Raw genomic sequence first — 17,871 nt, forward strand, 5'->3', positions numbered from 1 at the left:
TAATTAATGTATTGGGGGGCATGAGATGGAGGAGAAAAGAAAAAGCAAACGTTTAGACATTGGTGTAAAGGTAGAAATTGAGCGAATTGATGAAGCCAACATCACCACCGTGAAGTACATGGAGGTTGAGGTAACCAATATCTCAAAGACAGGTTTAGCTTTTAGGGTTCCTGGTGTGGAATTTGAAATCGGAGCAACTTTCGATGCTAAGATTCAAATTTGGACAAAGGAAACCATTGATTCCGTATTTAAGGTTGTTCGTTCTAACAAGCTTGATGGAGACATCTATGAGTATGGCTGTATATTTGTCGGAATGACAGATACAGACGCGCTGAAGATTGAGATTTATCAGTTGTTTAGCGACGCAGAATAGAGGAGACATAAATTGGATTCTAGCATTATTTTTCCAAATCTTCATATCACTCTAAACAATATTGAAAAAGGATTCCATATCGGGTCCTTTTTCATTGCGTTTTACGGCGTTATAATTGCTATTGGTATGTTGGTTGGGGTCACTTACATTCTTAATGAAGCAAAGCGAGAGGGCTTTGATGAAGACAAATTTTTGGATATCTGTATTATCACCATTATTGTTGGTGTTATCGGAGCCAGACTTTACTACGTAATATTTGCATGGGAGTACTACAAAGATAATCCCCTTAGTGTTTTCAATATCAGACAGGGCGGTCTTGCTATTTATGGAGGAGTGCTTGCCGGTATCGCCTGTGTAGCAGTGCTTTGCAAACTTAGAAAGCATAATTTCCTACAGGTAATGGATATCTGTATTGGCGGTGTGGTCATTGGCCAGATATTTGGTCGATGGGGCAACTTCTTCAATAGAGAAGTTTTTGGACAGTACACGGATGGGTTGTTTGCAATGCTGCTTCCTATTAATTCCATTAGAAGTCAGTCGGATGTTACATCTGAGATGCTTACAAATATCGTGCAGATAAATGGAGTAGACTATATATCTGTTCATCCTACCTTCCTTTATGAGTCTTTATGGAATCTAGGCTTGTTTATTATCATGTTCCTAATGATAAGAAAAAAGAAGTTCCATGGTCAGGTATTTTTTACCTATCTTTTAGGCTACGGAGCAGGACGCTTCTGGATAGAAGGAATTCGTACTGATCAGCTTAAGCTTTGGGGCACAGGCATCCCGGTATCACAAGCATTGGCTGCGATATTAATTGTTCTTGGCACAGGATTATATGTATATAATCTCAAGAAATTAGAAAATAATTAAATAAAAATGTATTTTTTTAAGTACAATCTGAGACATTGGTCAATCCAATGTCTTTTTTTTATGTCTTTTTTTGGCATATTTTGTGCTAATTATGGGAACGCCCACCACTTTATACCACATGTGGGGAATATTGATTTTACGGGCTTTGCGGGTTGCAGATGAGCTTAATTTGGTTTAGAATGTAGTTAAAAGTGGAGGAAAGTGGAATAAAAGTGTCATAAAGTGGTGGATATGGAGACAGTCTGCCATTTGGAAAGGAGGGAGTGTCTCATGTTCATGGGCGAATACAGTCACAATTTAGACGCGAAGAATCGTCTTATTATGCCTGCAAAGTTTCGTGAGCAGTTGGGAGATCACTTCGTTGCCACTAAGGGACTTGATGGTTGCCTTTTCGTTTATCCACTTAGCGAATGGCAGAATATCGAGGAAAAGTTCCGAGAGATTCCACGTACCACAAAGGATGCTAGAAAGTTCTCCAGATTCTTCTTTGCAGGAGCAGCAGAATGCGACATCGATAAGCAAGGAAGAGTACTTATTCCAGCTACACTTAAGGAATATGCTGGAATTGATAAGGAAGTTGTTTCTGTAGGTGTTCTTAACCGAATTGAAATCTGGTCTAAGGAACGCTGGATAGAGGAAGGCACCTACGATGACATGGATGAAATAGCAGAGCATATGGCTGAGCTTGGTCTCGGAATTTAAGGAGTTAAATGGAATTTAATCATTATTCGGTTCTCTTACATGAGACAGTGGACAATTTGAATATTAAACCTGACGGAATCTATGTTGATGGCACATTGGGAGGTGGCGGCCATTCTTTTGAGATAGCCAGTCACCTTACTACAGGACATCTTTACGGATTTGATCAGGACACCGACGCCCTAAAGGCAGCTGGGGAGAGGCTTGCATGTTACGGGGATAAGGTCACCAGAATTCATAGTAATTATGAATTCATGAAGGAGCGTCTTGCAGAGCTTGGTGTTACAAAGGTGGATGGCATAATGCTTGATCTTGGAGTTTCCAGCTTCCAGCTTGACGAGGCAGACAGAGGATTTACTTACAGAGTAGAGGATGCTCCTTTGGATATGCGTATGGACAAGGACAATCCTATGACGGCTGCTGATATAGTTAATACTTATTCAGCAGAGGATTTGACCCGCGTCCTATACACATATGGTGAGGAAAAATTTTCAAAGCAGATTGTTAAAAACATCATCAAGGAGAGAGAAAAAGCTCCAATACTTACAGCTGGTCAGCTTAATAAAATCATTGCTGAGAGTATTCCAAAGAAGGCTCAGGTTGGTCAGGGTCATCCTTCAAAGAGAACCTATCAGGCTCTCAGAATAGAATTAAACAGAGAACTTACTGTTCTAGAAGATCATATAGACGATATGATTGATTTACTTAATCCAGGTGGAAGACTTTGTATCATCACCTTCCATTCGTTGGAGGACAGAATTACAAAGGTTGCCTTTAAGAGAAATGAGGATCCTTGTACATGTCCAAAGAACTTCCCGGTATGTGTTTGTGGGAAAAAGTCAAAGGGTAAAGTGGTTACTAGAAAGCCAATATTACCAAGCAATGAGGAGCTGGAGGCAAATTCCCGCTCAAAGAGTGCGAAGCTTAGAGTATTCGAGCGTGGTGACGAAGCCTAAGCAGATAGAGAATTTTGGGTGCTAGTTTTGATTACTAGTTTAAATTGAGGAATAGAGAGATATGCAGGAATTAAAGACTTACTATTACAACGATGGCAATGCCGTCCGCAAAGAGACAGAATACCAGTTGCGTCCGGCTAGAAGTCTGCCTACACGTGAGCAGCGTGAGCGTGAAAAGCGTGAGGATGCCATCCGTCGCCAGAAGATTACAGATAGAAGACGTGTAGCAGCTCTTAGAAAGAATAGATTGTTAACAGGTTATATGATTATGGCAGTTGTTCTTACCTGCTTTATGCTCGTGGGCTATGTGGCACTTCAGACTAACGTTACAACAAGAATGGGACACATTGCAGATATGGAAAATGAGCTTTCTACCATCAATGCTGATAACAATGCAGCTGAGAGTAGAATCGCTACAAATACCAATCTTTCAGAGATAAAAGACAAGGCTATAAATGAGTTGGGAATGGTATATGCAACCAGCAACCAAATAGTGTATTATAGTATAGATGGTTCTGACTACATGAGTCAGTACAAGGATATACCATAGGAAGATACGCATAATGCCTAGTAATAAAAAACGACGAAGAATAAAACCTAATAAAAAGATTTTAAAAAGAATGCAAAGAAAACTCTGGCTGGTATTTGGAGTTGTTTGTATTCTTTTTGTTGTTCTAATAGGACGCATAATGTACATCCAGTACACTAGTGGTGATAAATACGAAAAGATAGTTTTGGCTCAACAAAAATACGACAGCTCGATTATTCCTTTTCAGAGAGGAAATATTGTTGATACCAGAGGAACAGTATTGGCCACCAGCGTTGATGTTTACAACGTTATTCTAGATAGTAAGGTTCTAAATGATAATGAAAAAAAGGCTAAGGACAAAAATAAGGATAGCTGCATTACAGCCACAGTAAACCTGGTAGCTGAGTGCTTCCCAGAAATAGATAAAGAGAAGATTCGTACTCAGCTTGAGGAACATCCAAAATCTGCATATTTTGTATTGGCTAAAAAGGTTCCTTACGAAGAGATGGCTGCATTTGAAGAGAAGAAAGCTTCAAAAGAATACAAAGGAAAGGTCTTTGGTATTTGGTTTGAAAAGGAATATGTAAGACAGTATCCATATGGAAGTCTGGCAGCAGCTACCATAGGTTATGCAAGTAGCGGTAATGTTGGTGTAATTGGTCTTGAAAACAAATATTCAAATGTTTTGAACGGAATTAACGGACGTACCTATGGATACCTTAATTCCGACAGTAACCTTGAACAGACGACAATTGATGCCACTAACGGTAACAACATTGTTTTATCTCTGGACGTTAACATCCAGACTATTGCTGAAAATGCTATAAAAGATTGGAACGAGAAGACAATGGCTCAGTGGAATGCAGACCATCCTGATGAGCCAGAGTATCAGGGTTCACTTCATACAGCTGCGCTGGTTATGAATCCTAATACAGGTGAGATTCTTGCCATGGCTCAATATCCATCCTTTGATTTGAACAATCCAAGGGATTTATCTGCATATTACACAGAAGAGCAGATTGCGGAAATGTCTACAGATGACAAGATGGATAAGCTTAATAAAATCTGGCAGAATTTTCCAATTACATATACCTATGAGCCAGGTTCTACCTTTAAGCCTTTTACCGTAGCTATGGGACTTGAGACAGGTGCCTTATCAGGCAGTGAGACCTATTTTTGTGATGGTGGTGAGATGATTTCCGGCTATCCAAAGTTGGTAAGATGTGTTGCCCACAATAAAGGTGGTCACGGCACACAGACTATTGCAGATGCATTGTCCAATTCCTGCAACGATGCCCTTATGCAGATGGTAAGAGTCATCGGCGCAGATACATTTTCTGATTATCAGTCGATATTTGGATTTGGACAGAAGACAGGCATCGACCTTACAGGTGAAGCCAGCACAGCAGGACTTATTTATAGCAAGGACGATTTACATTCCGCTATTAACCTTGCTACAAATTCTTTCGGTCAGAACTTTAATACTACTATGATTCAGCTTGGAACAGGTTTCTGTTCCCTTGTAAATGGAGGTAATTTATATGAGCCACATCTTGTTAAGAAGATTACCGATTCAAATGGTAATACTGTTAGCGAGATTGAGCCTAATCTTTTAAAGAAGACAGTTTCAAAAGAGGTTAGTGATATACTTAAGGAATATCTTCACTTCGTAGTATCTGATGGTACTGGAAAGACTGCCGGTGTTAACGGATATACCATCGGTGGTAAGACAGGTACAGCGGAGAAGCTTCCTCGAGGCAATCACAAATACCTGGTTTCCTTCATTGGCTTTGCACCTGTTGATAATCCGCAGCTTGTAGTATATGTTATTGTTGATGAACCTGGAGTAGGAGCAGAGGGCAACAATCAGGCCCACAGTAGCTTCGCCCAGGAGATTGTTCATAACATTTTTGAACAGGCATTACCTTATATGGGTGTTGAATCTTCTCTTACAGAAGAAGAGGAGGCTGCCGCAGCATCAGCTCTTACCGAGGCTGCTCAGCAGAGCGAGCCGGATGAAGGTGTAGCTGAGGACACACCTGAGGGTGGCGAGTCCACAGCAGACCCGTCCGTAACCCCAGATAATGGTAACGAAGATCAAAACTAAGGAGTTTTATTATGTTAGAAGTTTTTTTACCAATGATAGTTGCATTTTTTATAGTTGTAGCGCTGGCGCCAGTGTGTATTCCATTACTTCGTAGACTTAAGATGGGAAACACAGAGCGTGAGTACATTAAGGAGCACAAAGCAAAGAATGGTACACCTTCAATGGGTGGCATCATGATACTTATTGCATTTGCTGTTACAGCTATTTTGTTTGGAAGAAATGTTCCGCATATCTATCCAATCGTTATTCTTACAGTTGGCTTTGGTGTTCTTGGTTTTGTAGATGATTTACTCAAGGCTTTGAAGCGAAGCTCAGACGGTCTTAAGGCATGGCAGAAGATGCTTGGTCAGATCGTTCTTACAACAGGCTTTGCTGTATATATGGTAAAGTTTTCTGATGTTTCTTTAGAACTTAGAATTCCAGCAACAGGTGCTTTTGTGGATATTAGCTGGCTTGCAATTCCACTTCTTTTCCTTGCAGTGCTTGGAACAGTTAATGGTGCCAATTTTACAGATGGTCTTGATGGTCTTGCCACTTCAGTTACACTTGCAATTGCAGGTTTCTGGGGACTTGTAGCAATTCATCTTTATTCAGATATTACTCCAGCAATTGCTGCCATGATTGGTGCATTGTTTGGATTTTTAATGTTTAATGTACATCCTGCTAAGATTTTCATGGGCGACACAGGTTCACTTGCTCTTGGTGCATTCGTTGTATCAGTTGCATACACTTTACAGATGCCTATCTTCATTATCGTTGTTGCTCTGATTTATCTTGCAGAGGTTCTTTCTGTTATTCTTCAGGTAGGTTACTTTAAGATGACAGGTGGAAAGAGAATTTTCAGAATGGCACCAATTCATCATCACTATGAGCTCGGTGGTTGGTCTGAGGTAAAGGTTGTTGCTGTATTTACAACAGTTACAATTTTCTTATGTACATTCGCATACTTTTTAGTATAGGGGAGTTGTTTTACTTTTATGGCAAGAGATAAGGAGCTGGCTGCTTCCAGAAGGGAGGCCAGACAGCGAAAGAAAATTAAAAAGCTTTTAAATTTCGATTACACCTTGCTTTTTATTGTTGTGTTTATTTTGGCCTTTGGCCTGGTTATGCTTTACAGCACCTCTGCTTATGCAGCGTCTCTTAAGATAGGAGATTCTACTTACTACCTTAAGAAGCAATTATTTGCGGCAGGACTTGGCTTTGTAGGCATGAGCTTCTTTACAAAAGTTGATTATAGAAGATGGAGTGCATTTGTTATTCCGATTTATTTTGTTTCTATTTTCTTATGTGTAATTGTTAATTTCGTAGGTACTACCTTGAATGGTTCTACACGTTGGCTTAAGGTAGGCGGAATTTCTGTGCAGCCATCAGAGATTGGAAAGGTTTCAGTTATTCTGCTCATAGCTTTTGTAGTTGATAGAGCGCCAAAGCATCAACGTACAATTCAGGGAACTATTCGTACCTTGGCACTTATTCTTCCAATATTTGGTGTAGTAGCATATAACAATCTGTCTACAGCGATTATCATTGCAGGTATAGCTTTTGTTATGACATTTGTGGCATCACCAAAATACAGACCATTCTTCCTTGCTGGTGCAGGCTTTGTTGGTTTGGGACTTTTGGCAATACACTTTGTTAGCTACAGAGCACAGCGTATCTCAGCATGGCTTCATCCAGAGGATTATATAGAGGATACTGGATTCCAGATTCTTCAAGGACTTTACGCCATTGGTAGTGGTGGATTGTTTGGAAAGGGGCTTGGTGGCAGTATGCAAAAATACATTGTGCCAGAGGCTCAGAATGATATGATTTTTTCTATTATCTGTGAGGAATTAGGTATATTCGGCGCAGTTTGTATTATCCTTTTATATATCCTCCTGCTTTACAGATTACTTTTCATAGCTACTCACGCCAAGGATATGTTTGGTTCATATATTTGTATCGGTATAATGGCTCATATTGCGCTTCAGGTTGTACTTAACATTGCCGTTGTTACCAATTCAATTCCAAATACAGGTGTTTCTTTACCGCTAATTAGTTACGGTGGAACATCAGTGGCGATTCTTTTATCAGAATTTGGATTGGCCCTTAGCGTGTCTAAGAATATGGATTTTGATGGGGAGGAATATGAGTAGAAGAGCTAGAAGACGAAGAAAAGCCTTTGTGCTTGTTTTTATAGAATTTGTTCTGGCTGTGGTTATTGTTGCATCCGTGCTGGGCGCAGGCGCATATTTTATGTGCCCAATTAAAGAGCTTTCCGTGGAGGGCACAGATCTTTATACAGCCGACGAGATAAAGAATTATATTTTGGATGATGAATATTCAGGGAATGCAGTATATGCGTTTTTTAAGAATAAGCTTTTCCCTAAGGGAGATGCTGAATTTATAGATTCCTTCGATGTTAAAATGACTGGATTAAATTCAATTACAATTGTTTGTAATGAGAAGAAGATTCTTGGGTACATATATCAGGAGGATGGAAAATACGTTTATTTTAATCATAGTGGAGAAATAGTCGAGATTAGTGAGACTTTTGTGGATAGAGGGTACATGAAAGTTGAAGGTGTTGTCTGTGAAAACCCAGAGAGAGGTGAAAAGCTTCCTATCGGTAAAGAACAGATTGGATATCTTACCTCATTAATCAAGATATTAAATAAAAATGATTTAATGCCAAATGTGGTTTCATATGATGAAGATGGACGAATAATTTTGTCTTATGACACCTATAATATTGCTCTTGGAAGTAGCGTTTATCTGGAGGAGAAGATTGACCGTGCACTTAGGATTCTTCCACAGCTTGATGGAATGACCGGAACACTACATCTTGAGAATTATTCCAGCGCTAACACAGATATTGTATTCGAAAAGGACTCTGGAGAGGAAGAAAATTAACTTTTTTTGATAAAAAACGGTTGATAAATAGAGTGAAAAAATATAATATTATATATAGTATTTTGGTATTAGAGAATTTGTTTGACCTCCCTTAGAGGTTTAATAATAAGGAGGATAAAGTTTTGATTAACATTACGACTGACGAGACAGGGGCTCCTGTCAGAATCATTGTTGTAGGCGTAGGCGGCGCCGGCAATAATGCAGTAAAGCGTATGGTTGAAGAGGGAATTGGGGGAGTTGAGTTCATTGGCATCAACACTGATAAGCAGGCGTTGGATTTATGTAAGGCGCCTACTCTTTTAGCTATAGGTGAGAAAACAACAGGTGGAAAGGGCGCTGGCGCAAATCCAGAAGTAGGCATGAAGTCTGCTGAGGAGAGCGCAGAGGATATTTCAGCTGCTATTAAGGGAGCTGATATGGTATTCATCACATGTGGTATGGGTGGTGGTACTGGTACAGGTGCTGCTCCAGTTGTTGCTAGAATCGCAAAGGAACAGGGCATCCTTACAGTAGGTATTGTTACAAAGCCTTTCCAGTTTGAAGGAAAGCCACGTATGAATAATGCCCTTAATGGTATTGAAAGATTAAAGGAGAGCGTAGATACTCTTATCGTTATCCCTAACCAGAAGCTTGTTGAAATCTGCAACAAGTCTATGGGTATCGGAGAGAGCTTCCGCATGGCAGATCAGGTGCTTCACCAGTCTGTTCAGGGTATCACAGATCTCATTACTAAGAATTCACTTATTAACCTTGACTTTGCTGATGTTCAGACAGTTATGAAGGACAAGGGCTTAGCACATGTAGGTATCGGTTCTGCTAAGGGTGATGAGAAGGCTCTTGAGGCTGTTAAGGCAGCTGTTGCTTCTCCACTTCTTGAGACAAGCATCCAGGGTGCTACAGATGTTATCGTTAATATCTGTGGTGATGTTGGTCTTAACGATGCAAACGAGGCTACATCTTATGTTCAGGATATGACAGGCGCAGATGCAAATATTATCCTTGGTATTACAGTAGATGAGACTATGGATGACGAAGTATCTGTTACAGTTATTGCTACAGGTCTTGGTGAGCCAGTTTCTACACCAGGAATGCGTACAGCTTCAGGTATGATGTACAACGCACAGCCTAGACAGTCTAGTGCTGATATTCTTGCAAGCATGCAGCGTACAGTAGCTCCAGCTGGACAGGCAGGTGTTACAAATCCTACACCAGTTGTTAACAGAGCTGTTACACCTACTACACCTATACAGAAGCAGGTTACACCAGTGGCACCTACAGAGAGCACAGTTCCAGAGCTCAATATTAAGATGCCAGATTTCATGAGCTCAATTAAGAAATAATTATATGAATTAGTAAAGGCACTGCATTTGCAGTGCCTTTTTTATAACTCATATTTACCTTTTTTCTTGGTTATTTCAGCCATGTAGGCTGCAGTTATAATACCAGTCGGAAGAGCGATGACAGCCATTCCTACCAATGCTGAAATCATTGTAATAAATCGTCCTACCGGAGTAACAGGATATATATCACCATACCCAATTGTAGTAATAGAAATAGTAGCCCAATACAAGGCATCAAAGAAGGTATCAAACAGATTTGGTTCTAGCTGGAACACCAGCATTGCTGATACTATTATATAAACTATAATCAAAATCAATACTGCTAAAAGCTGAGCCTTAACTTTTCTTATTACATTTGCAATGATAATCATTGTTTTAGAGTATCTAACCAGTTTTAAAACTCTAAAGATTCTAAACAATCTGAAAAGCGAGATTATCGTTGAGACTGGAAAGAAGATATATAAAACCGGAGAAATTGACAACAAATCAAATAATGCTAAAGGTGTAAAAATATAAGCTATGTAGGCTCTATAATGCTTGTAGCCCATTTTATAATCTGCAGTATAAATTCGTGCTATGTAATCAATAATAAAGAGTATACTTACAGCTACATCAATAATAAGAGTAAGTAGATTATTTCCTTTTTGAGTCAAAGGAACAAGACCTACGATAATAGCCACAGTCATTAGCCTATCGTAAGCCCGGCTAGAAACATCACCAATAGACGACACCTCTAGCACTTCATATATTCGACGTTTAAAATCGTATTCAGTACCCATTAGATGTTACCACCTTTAATAAATGCAATAATACCTAAAACAATCAATGCAATAGTAAGGATGTCACATAACAGCACAAAAATTTTTGCCTGCTTTGTACGTGCATCCTTTGTAAGGCCGGAATCACTAATTAAGATATCTTTGTTATTACCTTCTTTTTTATTCATAGTTATAATCTCCTAAAATAAATAATATCATCTTAATGTGAAAAAAAATTATACACATTATGTAGATTTTCGTATCTTTATCCCAACAGTATACTTGCAAAACTTGTAGGAAGTGGAAGGTGAGAGATTCATTTTTTGTAAATCAAGATTTTATTTTAAAAATAATCTGAAATATTGTATTGACACTGTATAATTGTAATGATATAGTTACTTCAACGTAATAAAGTACTAAACCGATGAGGGAGAAGAGTACCTCTACATGATTCTTTTTAGAGAGCTGTGATGGTGGGATGCAGTAAGATAGTGTTTTGGGAATGGACTCCTGAGGGCGTGAGGAAATAGCATTATTGCTAGAGTATTGCACGACGGAAGGCACTCGTTAGTTGCCAGGGATATGATGGTATCCTGATAAGCGCATGAGTAAATCATGAATTCAAGGTGGCACCGCGGAATAAATTTTCGTCCTTGATAGAAACGTGACGTTTCTATCAAGGGCTTTTTTAGTTTAGAGCGGCTAGAAAAACTAGGTAAGCGCGAGCAGGAAGGCTCCATGCAAGCTAGGAAGGAACCCGAAGGGGAGGTTGCCTAGCGAAGTATGGAAGGTGGCCTGCGGGAGCATAAAAAAGCAGGATGCCGCTCAATAGTAGAAAGGAGAATAGACATGATAAAAGAAGCAATTGCAAAAATCGTAAACAAAGGAGACCTTACATATGATGAGGCCTATCAGGTAATGAATGAGATTATGAATGGAGAAACATCTCAGACTCAGAACGCAGCTTTCCTTGCAGCTCTTTCTACAAAGAGCGCAAAGGCAGAGACAACAGATGAAATCGCAGGATGTGCTACAGCAATGAGAGAGCATGCTCTTAAAGTTGAAACTGGAATGGATGTTTTTGAAATAGTAGGAACAGGCGGCGATAATGCACATAGCTTTAACATTTCTACAACCTCAGCACTTGTAGCAGCAGCTGCTGGAATGAAGGTAGCTAAGCATGGAAACAGAGCAGCTTCTTCACTTTGTGGAACAGCTGATTGTCTTGAGGCACTTGGAGTAAATATTCAGCAGGATCCAGAAAAGTGTGTGGAGCTTTTGGATAAAGTGGGAATGTGTTTCTTCTTTGCTCAGAAGTATCATGCATCAATGAAGTACGTAGGAGCAATCAGAAAAGAGCTTGGTTTTAGAACAGTTTTCAATATCTTAGGACCACTTACAAATCCAGCAACACCTTCTATGCAGCTACTTGGCGTATATGATGAATACTTAGTTGAACCGCTTGCTCAGGTTCTTGTAAGTCTTGGCGTAAAGCGAGGAATGGTTGTATATGGAATGGACAAGCTTGATGAGATTTCTTTAAGTGCACCTACAAAGATTTGTGAAATTTACAACGGTGAGTTGCTTACATACACAATTAAGCCAGAGGATTTTGGATTTACCAGATGCACAAAGGAAGATTTAAAGGGCGGCACACCTGAGGAGAACGCAAAGATTACAAGAGAAATCTTAAAAGGAGCTAAGGGACCTAAGAGAGATGCAGTTCTATTAAATGCAGGTGCATCACTCTTCATCGGAGGAAAAGCAGAGAGCTTTTCTGAGGGAATTAAGCTTGCTGCAAAGATTATTGATTCAGGAAAAGCTCTTGAGACCTTAGAGAAATTTGTTTTAGTAAGCAATGAAATTAAAGCAGGAGAGGCAGATGAACATACTACAGCAGCTAGGGCAGCATGCAACGCATAGAGTTGAGGAAGCAAAAAAATATATATCTTTGGAAGAACTAAAAGCAAAGGCTTATGGTCTTCCAAAGGGGAATTTTGAATTTGAAGAAGCTCTCAAAAAAACAGGAATAAGTTTTATATGTGAGTGCAAAAAAGCTTCTCCTTCAAAGGGAATCATCGCAGAGGATTTTAATTATCTTCAGATTGCAAAGGACTATGAAGAGGCAGGTGCAGATTGCATCTCAGTTCTCACAGAACCTAAATGGTTTTTAGGTAGTGAGGAATATCTAAGAGAAATCGCAGATGCAGTAAATATTCCATGTATCAGAAAGGATTTTACTGTAGATGAATACATGATATATGAAGCAAAGGTTCTTGGAGCTAAAGCGGTACTTCTTATATGTGCAATTCTGACGGAAGAACAAATAAGAGAATATATTCGTATATGCGATACACTGGGGCTTAGTGCTTTGGTAGAGGCTCACGATGCTGATGAAGTAAAAATGGCTATTGAAGCGGGAGCACGTTTAATTGGTGTAAACAATAGAAATTTAAAGGATTTTTCAGTAGACACAGGAAATAGCAGAGGACTAAGAGAATTGGTTCCTAAGGATGTTATTTTTGTTTCAGAAAGCGGAATCAAAGGACCAGAAGATATACAGCTTTTACAGGATGCCAAGGTAGATGCAGTTCTGATAGGTGAGACCTTAATGAAGGCAGAAGATAAAGCAGCAAAACTTAGAGAATTAAGAGGAAATTGATATGACAGCTATTAAATTATGCGGACTTACAAGAGAAGAAGATATAAAAAAAGCTAATGAAATTAAGCCAGAGTATGTTGGTTTTGTCTTCTATGAGAAGAGCAGACGAAACGTTACAAGGGATAAGGCAAAGAAGCTTAGAGCTATGCTTAATCCAGAGATTAAAACTGTAGGTGTTTTCGTTGATGCTAATCCAGTTGAAATTGAAAAGCTTTACGATGAGAGAATCATTGATGTTGCTCAGCTTCATGGAAATGAAAGTGAAGATTATATTAAGGATCTTCAGGATAAATGCATTCCAGTAATCAAAAGATTCAAAGGAGATGAACCTGAGGAACTTATTAAGGCAGAAAAGTCCAGTGCAGATATGATTCTTTTTGATGTAGGTCAGGGCGATGGAAAGACTTTTAATTGGAAATTGCTTTCATATATCGATAGACCTTTTATTTTAGCTGGTGGCCTTAATCAGGAAAATGTTGCAGAGGCTATTGAGGCTACAAATCCTTATGGCGTTGATGTCAGCTCAGGAATTGAGACCGATAAGCTTAAGGATGGTCATAAGATGAGAGAATTCGTAAATGCGGTTCGAGAGGATAAAAAAGTGGCAAAGACTACAGGGCGTTTTGGAGTACATGGTGGTCAGTATATTCCAGAAACACTTATGAATGCAGTAAATGAGCTGGAGGAATCATATAACCACTATAAGGATGATCCAGAATTTAATAGAGAGTTAAAGGAACTTCTTGATAATTATGCTGGTCGCCCAAGCCTTCTTTATTACGCAGAGAAGATGACTAAGGATTTGGGTGGAGCAAAGATTTACCTTAAGAGAGAAGATTTAAATCACACAGGTTCTCATAAAATAAACAATGTATTAGGACAGGCACTTCTTGCAAAGAAGATGGGAAAGACAAGACTTATTGCAGAGACTGGAGCCGGTCAGCACGGTGTAGCAACTGCTACAGCAGCAGCTCTTCTTGATATGGAATGTGTGATCTTCATGGGTGAAGAGGATACTAAGCGTCAGGCTTTAAATGTGTATAGAATGAAGCTTCTGGGAGCTGATGTTGTACCAGTTACCAGTGGAACTGCAACTTTAAAGGACGCTGTTTCAGAGTGTATGAGAGAGTGGACTACAAGAATTGACGATACACATTATTGCCTGGGTTCAGTAATGGGACCTCATCCATTCCCTACAATCGTTAGAGATTTTCAGGCGGTTATTTCAAGAGAATCAAGAGCACAGATTCTTGAAGTGGAAGGAAGACTTCCAGATGCAGTTCTTGCCTGTGTAGGTGGTGGAAGTAATGCCATGGGTTCTTTCTATCACTATATTGGTGACGAAAATGTAAGACTCATCGGATGCGAGGCAGCAGGACGAGGAATTGATACTTTTGAGACAGCAGCTACAGTTAACACTGGTAAGGTGGGAATCTTCCATGGTATGAAGTCTTATTTTTGTCAGGATGAGTACGGACAGATTGCACCAGTTTATTCCATTTCAGCTGGTCTTGATTATCCAGGCGTTGGACCAGAGCATGCTTATCTTCATGATATAGGCAGAGCAGAGTATGTGCCAGTTACAGATGATGAGGCAGTTGAGGCCTTTGAGTACATTGCAAAGACAGAGGGAATCATCGCAGCCATCGAAAGCTCACATGCTATCGCATATGCGAAGAAGCTTGCTCTTACAATGGACAAGAATCAGATAATCATGGTTACAGTTTCAGGTCGTGGTGACAAGGATTGTGCCGCAATTGCACGTTACAGAGGAGAGAACATCTATGAGTAAGATAGCAGAAGCATTTAACAATAAAAAAGCATTTATTCCATTTATCACCTGCGGTGATCCAGACCTTGAGACCACAAAGAAGATAATAAAGGAGCTTGAGAAAAACGGGGCAGATTTAATTGAGCTTGGTATCCCATTTTCTGATCCTACAGCAGAGGGACCAGTTATTATGGAGGCTAATATCAGAGCTCTTAAGAACAGGGTTACAACTGATGATGTATTTAAGATGGTTGCAGAGGTACGAAAAGAGGTTAGCATTCCTTTAGTATTTATGACCTATGCGAACGTGGTTTATTCATACGGCAGCGACAGATTCTTTGAAAAATGTAAGGAGACAGGAATCTGTGGAATCATCCTTCCAGATGTGCCATTCGAAGAAAAAGCTGAGTTTGAGGATGCGGCTGCAGAGTATGATGTGGAATTTGTGTCGATGATTGCACCAACTTCTGAGGACAGAATAGACATGATTTCAGCAGACGCCAGAGGATTTATTTATATCGTTTCCAGCCTTGGGGTAACAGGTACAAGAAAAGAGCTTAACGGAAATATTAAGTCTTTGGTGGAGCGTGTTAGAAAAAATACTGATGTACCATGCGCAGTGGGATTTGGTATTTCTACTCCAGAGCAGGCAGCTGAAATGGCTAATATTTCAGATGGTGCCATCGTAGGTTCCGCAATTGTAAGAGTAATTGCGGAGCACGGAAAAGATGCACCAGCACATGTAGGTAAATTTGTTAAAGAAATGAAGGAGGCATATTATGTTTCCTAGTTTAGAAGAAGTAAAAAAGTTGGCAGAAAGCGGTGATTACAAGCGTATTCCAGTGGCGATTGAGATGCTTTCAGATAGTCTTACAGCTATCGAGACCGTAAGAATTTTAAGGAATGCCAGCCATCAGTGCTATCTGTTGGAGAGTGCCAGTCAGTCTGAAACATGGGGCAGATATTCGTTTCTTGGATTTAATCCAAAGATGGAAATTACCTGCCAGGATGGTGTTGTGAAAATTAAAGAAAATCATGGGGCAGATAAAACTCTAGTTGAAGAGAGAAAAGTTGCACATCCTGGATTAATTCTTCGTCAGGTGCTTGCAGATTATAAGACACTAACCTTGGAGGGGCTTCCAACTTTTACAGGAGGTCTTGTTGGATATTTTTCTTACGATTACATCAAATATGCAGAGCCAAAGCTAGCCCTTGAAAATCATGGTGAAGATGATTTTAAAGATATGGATTTAATGCTTTTTGATGATGTAATAGCCTTTGATAATTACAAGCAGAAGATTTATATCATTACAGGAATTATGCTGGATACGGATTCGCTGGAAGAAGCATATGTACAGGCAGGAGAAAGATTAGAGCAACTAAAGAAGCTTCTTAATGAGGGTGTAAAAAAGGAGTTTAAGCCACTTAAACTTAACTCTGAAATTACACCAAAATTTTCTAAAGAAGAGTATGGCCAGATGGTAGAAAAGGCAAGACATTACATTAAGGAAGGTGATATCTTCCAGGTGGTACTTTCAAATCCTATGACAGCCAAAGCAGAAGGAAGCCTTTTTGATACTTATAGATATCTTCGTTCTACAAATCCATCACCATATATGTTTTATTTCAACAGTGATGACATAGAAATAGCAGGCGCATCACCTGAGACCTTGGTAAAGGTAGAGCAGAAAAAGGTAAGCACCTTCCCTCTTGCAGGCACACGCCCACGTGGAAAGAGCCAGAGTGAAGATGAAGCACTTGAAGCTGAACTTCTCAGGGATGAAAAAGAGCTTGCAGAGCACAATATGCTTGTAGATCTTGGTAGAAACGATATAGGTAAAATAAGCAAGCTTGGTTCGGTAAATGTGGAAAAATACATGGGAGTGGAGCGTTATTCTCATGTAATGCATATCGGTTCTACAGTGGTAGGCCAGCTTGCTGATAACAAGGATGTAATTGATGCCGTAGATGCTATTCTTCCTGCTGGAACTCTTTCTGGTGCACCTAAGTTTAGAGCCTGTCAGATTATCGAGGAGTTGGAACAGAGCAAGCGAGGTATTTACGGTGGTGCTTTGGGCTATATCGACTTTGCAGGAAATCTTGATGTGTGCATCGCTATCAGACTTGTGTATAAGAAAAAGGATACAATCTGTATTCGATCTGGTGCCGGAATCGTATATGATTCAGTACCACTTACGGAAGCAGAGGAGTGTATTAATAAAGCAAAGGCAGTTGTTAATGCTGTGAAGTACGCAGAGGGGGGATTGGCATGATTTTATTAATAGATAATTACGATAGCTTTTCTTACAATCTCTACCAGCTGGTGGGTGAAATAAATTCGGATATTCTTGTAATTCGAAATGACGAACTTCGTTTATGCGATATTGAAAAACTAAATCCAAGTCAGATTATTATTTCACCAGGTCCAGGCAGACCAATAGATGCAGGAATATGTGAAGATGTGATAGCTCATTTTGCAGGAAAGGTTCCTATTCTTGGAGTATGTCTTGGGCATCAGGCAATCTGTGAAACCTTTGGTGCTGATATCACATATGCCAAGGAGCTTATGCATGGTAAACAATCAGTGGTAGCAATTGATAGAGATTGCAAATTATTTAAGGGACTTCCTGAGGAAATAAAAGTAGCACGTTATCATTCGCTGGCAGCTGATCCTGAGATTATGCCATCTAATCTAAAAGTTGTAGCTACTTCCGAGGATGGGGAAGTAATGGCTGTAAAGCATAAGGACTATGAAATATATGGACTTCAGTTTCATCCAGAATCTATTCTTACCCCTGATGGAAAGCAGATGATTAAAAATTTTATAGCATAAAAAATGTTGAATTTGCCAGCCTTCGGGCTGGCTTATTTTTTATATTTTGCTATACTAGATATGTGTTTTATTGAAAAA

General features: G+C 39.6%; 18 protein-coding genes, 1 pseudogene and 1 other annotated feature. Of the genes and pseudogenes, 17 read left to right on the forward strand and 2 right to left on the reverse strand.

The genetic code is table 11. The annotated features are described in order from the left end of the window. Window positions 1-25 precede the first annotated feature (25 nt). The 10 genes from BLP54_RS00790 to ftsZ all read left to right on the forward strand — a co-directional run bounded on the left by BLP54_RS00790 (window position 26) and on the right by ftsZ (window position 9,769). Window positions 26-373, forward strand: coding sequence for a PilZ domain-containing protein (locus tag BLP54_RS00790; RefSeq protein WP_090165808.1), 348 nt, complete (start codon window positions 26-28; stop codon window positions 371-373). Window positions 374-385: 12 nt separating this feature from the next. After that, the gene (gene lgt, locus BLP54_RS00795; protein ID WP_090165810.1) at window positions 386-1,246 is read left to right on the forward strand and encodes a prolipoprotein diacylglyceryl transferase; all 861 of its coding nucleotides are present in this window, start codon (window positions 386-388) and stop codon (window positions 1,244-1,246) included. Between the two features lie 270 nt (window positions 1,247-1,516). Further along, window positions 1,517-1,948, forward strand: a complete 432-nt coding sequence (gene mraZ / locus BLP54_RS00800; RefSeq protein WP_090165811.1) for a division/cell wall cluster transcriptional repressor MraZ — start codon at window positions 1,517-1,519, stop codon at window positions 1,946-1,948. A gap of 8 nt (window positions 1,949-1,956) precedes the next feature. Beyond that, window positions 1,957-2,901: a 16S rRNA (cytosine(1402)-N(4))-methyltransferase RsmH gene (rsmH, locus tag BLP54_RS00805; RefSeq protein WP_090165813.1), complete on the forward strand. Its 945-nt coding sequence runs from the start codon at window positions 1,957-1,959 to the stop codon at window positions 2,899-2,901. 61 nt (window positions 2,902-2,962) lie between these two features. Then, complete coding sequence (locus BLP54_RS00810; RefSeq protein WP_090165815.1) at window positions 2,963-3,451, forward strand: hypothetical protein; 489 nt, start codon at window positions 2,963-2,965, stop codon at window positions 3,449-3,451. A gap of 139 nt (window positions 3,452-3,590) precedes the next feature. Then, entirely contained in the window at window positions 3,591-5,537 is a 1,947-nt protein-coding gene (locus tag BLP54_RS00815) for a peptidoglycan D,D-transpeptidase FtsI family protein (RefSeq protein WP_242870598.1), read from the forward strand. Between the two features lie 11 nt (window positions 5,538-5,548). After that, window positions 5,549-6,496 (forward strand): phospho-N-acetylmuramoyl-pentapeptide-transferase, encoded by a 948-nt coding sequence (gene mraY / locus BLP54_RS00820; RefSeq protein ID WP_330386103.1) that lies wholly within the window; start codon window positions 5,549-5,551, stop codon window positions 6,494-6,496. An 18-nt stretch (window positions 6,497-6,514) separates the two neighbouring features. Further along, on the forward strand, window positions 6,515-7,672 hold the full coding sequence (locus BLP54_RS00825; protein ID WP_090165821.1) for an FtsW/RodA/SpoVE family cell cycle protein: 1,158 nt from the start codon (window positions 6,515-6,517) through the stop codon (window positions 7,670-7,672). Further along, window positions 7,665-8,429, forward strand: a complete 765-nt coding sequence (locus BLP54_RS00830; protein ID WP_090165823.1) for a cell division protein FtsQ/DivIB — start codon at window positions 7,665-7,667, stop codon at window positions 8,427-8,429. The genes BLP54_RS00825 and BLP54_RS00830 overlap by 8 nt, the downstream gene beginning before the upstream one ends. A 122-nt stretch (window positions 8,430-8,551) precedes the next feature. Continuing rightward, window positions 8,552-9,769, forward strand: a complete 1,218-nt coding sequence (gene ftsZ / locus BLP54_RS00835; protein ID WP_090165825.1) for a cell division protein FtsZ — start codon at window positions 8,552-8,554, stop codon at window positions 9,767-9,769. Window positions 9,770-9,810: 41 nt separating this feature from the next. On the opposite strand, the gene BLP54_RS00840 is transcribed toward ftsZ, so the two are convergent. Both BLP54_RS00840 and BLP54_RS15755 read right to left on the reverse strand, forming a co-directional pair. Continuing rightward, complete coding sequence (locus tag BLP54_RS00840) at window positions 9,811-10,548, reverse strand: ion transporter (protein WP_090165827.1); 738 nt, start codon at window positions 10,546-10,548, stop codon at window positions 9,811-9,813. Beyond that, entirely contained in the window at window positions 10,548-10,715 is a 168-nt protein-coding gene (locus BLP54_RS15755) for a hypothetical protein (protein WP_176754429.1), read from the reverse strand. Before BLP54_RS15755 ends, BLP54_RS00840 begins: the two co-directional genes overlap by 1 nt. Window positions 10,716-10,942: 227 nt before the next feature. Then, window positions 10,943-11,185 (forward strand) — a binding site (T-box leader). A 191-nt stretch (window positions 11,186-11,376) separates the two neighbouring features. On the opposite strand from BLP54_RS15755, the gene trpD reads away from it, so the two are divergent. From trpD to BLP54_RS00870, 7 genes and pseudogenes are all read left to right on the forward strand, one after another. Next, the gene (trpD, locus tag BLP54_RS00845) at window positions 11,377-12,450 is read left to right on the forward strand and encodes an anthranilate phosphoribosyltransferase (RefSeq protein ID WP_090165829.1); all 1,074 of its coding nucleotides are present in this window, start codon (window positions 11,377-11,379) and stop codon (window positions 12,448-12,450) included. Further along, on the forward strand, window positions 12,410-13,189 hold the full coding sequence (gene trpC / locus BLP54_RS00850; protein ID WP_090165831.1) for an indole-3-glycerol phosphate synthase TrpC: 780 nt from the start codon (window positions 12,410-12,412) through the stop codon (window positions 13,187-13,189). The genes trpD and trpC overlap by 41 nt, the downstream gene beginning before the upstream one ends. A 1-nt stretch (window position 13,190) precedes the next feature. Further along, a pseudogene (locus tag BLP54_RS16325) lies at window positions 13,191-13,757 on the forward strand (phosphoribosylanthranilate isomerase); the annotation flags it as partial. Beyond that, window positions 13,752-14,981: a tryptophan synthase subunit beta gene (gene trpB / locus BLP54_RS00855; RefSeq protein ID WP_242870614.1), complete on the forward strand. Its 1,230-nt coding sequence runs from the start codon at window positions 13,752-13,754 to the stop codon at window positions 14,979-14,981. The pseudogene BLP54_RS16325 and the gene trpB, both read left to right, overlap by 6 nt. Beyond that, a complete protein-coding gene (gene trpA / locus BLP54_RS00860; protein ID WP_090165835.1) occupies window positions 14,974-15,750 on the forward strand; it encodes a tryptophan synthase subunit alpha in 777 nt (258 codons plus the stop codon). The genes trpB and trpA overlap by 8 nt, the downstream gene beginning before the upstream one ends. Continuing rightward, window positions 15,740-17,233 carry an anthranilate synthase component I gene (gene trpE, locus BLP54_RS00865; protein WP_090165837.1) on the forward strand — a complete coding sequence of 498 codons (1,494 nt, stop codon included), beginning with the start codon at window positions 15,740-15,742 and terminating at the stop codon, window positions 17,231-17,233. Before trpA ends, trpE begins: the two co-directional genes overlap by 11 nt. Then, window positions 17,230-17,793, forward strand: coding sequence for an anthranilate synthase component II (locus tag BLP54_RS00870; RefSeq protein WP_090165839.1), 564 nt, complete (start codon window positions 17,230-17,232; stop codon window positions 17,791-17,793). The genes trpE and BLP54_RS00870 overlap by 4 nt, the downstream gene beginning before the upstream one ends. Window positions 17,794-17,871: the final 78 nt, after the last annotated feature.

Origin of the sequence: Pseudobutyrivibrio sp. 49 (assembly GCF_900100545.1) — a bacterium.
Classification (GTDB): domain Bacteria; phylum Bacillota; class Clostridia; order Lachnospirales; family Lachnospiraceae; genus Pseudobutyrivibrio.

Bases quoted from the DNA above. Each gene is read 5' to 3' on its own strand.
- trpA (WP_090165835.1), top strand. From the start codon at position 14,974: ATGAGTAAGATAGCAGAAGCATTTAACAATAAAAAAGCATTTATTCCA.
- trpE (WP_090165837.1), top strand. From the start codon at position 15,740: ATGTTTCCTAGTTTAGAAGAAGTAAAAAAGTTGGCAGAAAGCGGTGAT.
- trpB (WP_242870614.1), top strand. From the start codon at position 13,752: ATGAGAGAATTCGTAAATGCGGTTCGAGAGGATAAAAAAGTGGCAAAG.
- BLP54_RS00840 (WP_090165827.1), bottom strand. From the start codon at position 10,548: ATGGGTACTGAATACGATTTTAAACGTCGAATATATGAAGTGCTAGAG.
- mraZ (WP_090165811.1), top strand. From the start codon at position 1,517: ATGTTCATGGGCGAATACAGTCACAATTTAGACGCGAAGAATCGTCTT.
- BLP54_RS00830 (WP_090165823.1), top strand. From the start codon at position 7,665: ATGAGTAGAAGAGCTAGAAGACGAAGAAAAGCCTTTGTGCTTGTTTTT.
- BLP54_RS00810 (WP_090165815.1), top strand. From the start codon at position 2,963: ATGCAGGAATTAAAGACTTACTATTACAACGATGGCAATGCCGTCCGC.
- BLP54_RS00815 (WP_242870598.1), top strand. From the start codon at position 3,591: ATGTACATCCAGTACACTAGTGGTGATAAATACGAAAAGATAGTTTTG.
- mraY (WP_330386103.1), top strand. From the start codon at position 5,549: ATGTTAGAAGTTTTTTTACCAATGATAGTTGCATTTTTTATAGTTGTA.
- rsmH (WP_090165813.1), top strand. From the start codon at position 1,957: ATGGAATTTAATCATTATTCGGTTCTCTTACATGAGACAGTGGACAAT.
- trpD (WP_090165829.1), top strand. From the start codon at position 11,377: ATGATAAAAGAAGCAATTGCAAAAATCGTAAACAAAGGAGACCTTACA.
- BLP54_RS00825 (WP_090165821.1), top strand. From the start codon at position 6,515: ATGGCAAGAGATAAGGAGCTGGCTGCTTCCAGAAGGGAGGCCAGACAG.
- BLP54_RS00870 (WP_090165839.1), top strand. From the start codon at position 17,230: ATGATTTTATTAATAGATAATTACGATAGCTTTTCTTACAATCTCTAC.
- BLP54_RS15755 (WP_176754429.1), bottom strand. From the start codon at position 10,715: ATGAATAAAAAAGAAGGTAATAACAAAGATATCTTAATTAGTGATTCC.
- trpC (WP_090165831.1), top strand. From the start codon at position 12,410: ATGAACATACTACAGCAGCTAGGGCAGCATGCAACGCATAGAGTTGAG.
- BLP54_RS00790 (WP_090165808.1), top strand. From the start codon at position 26: ATGGAGGAGAAAAGAAAAAGCAAACGTTTAGACATTGGTGTAAAGGTA.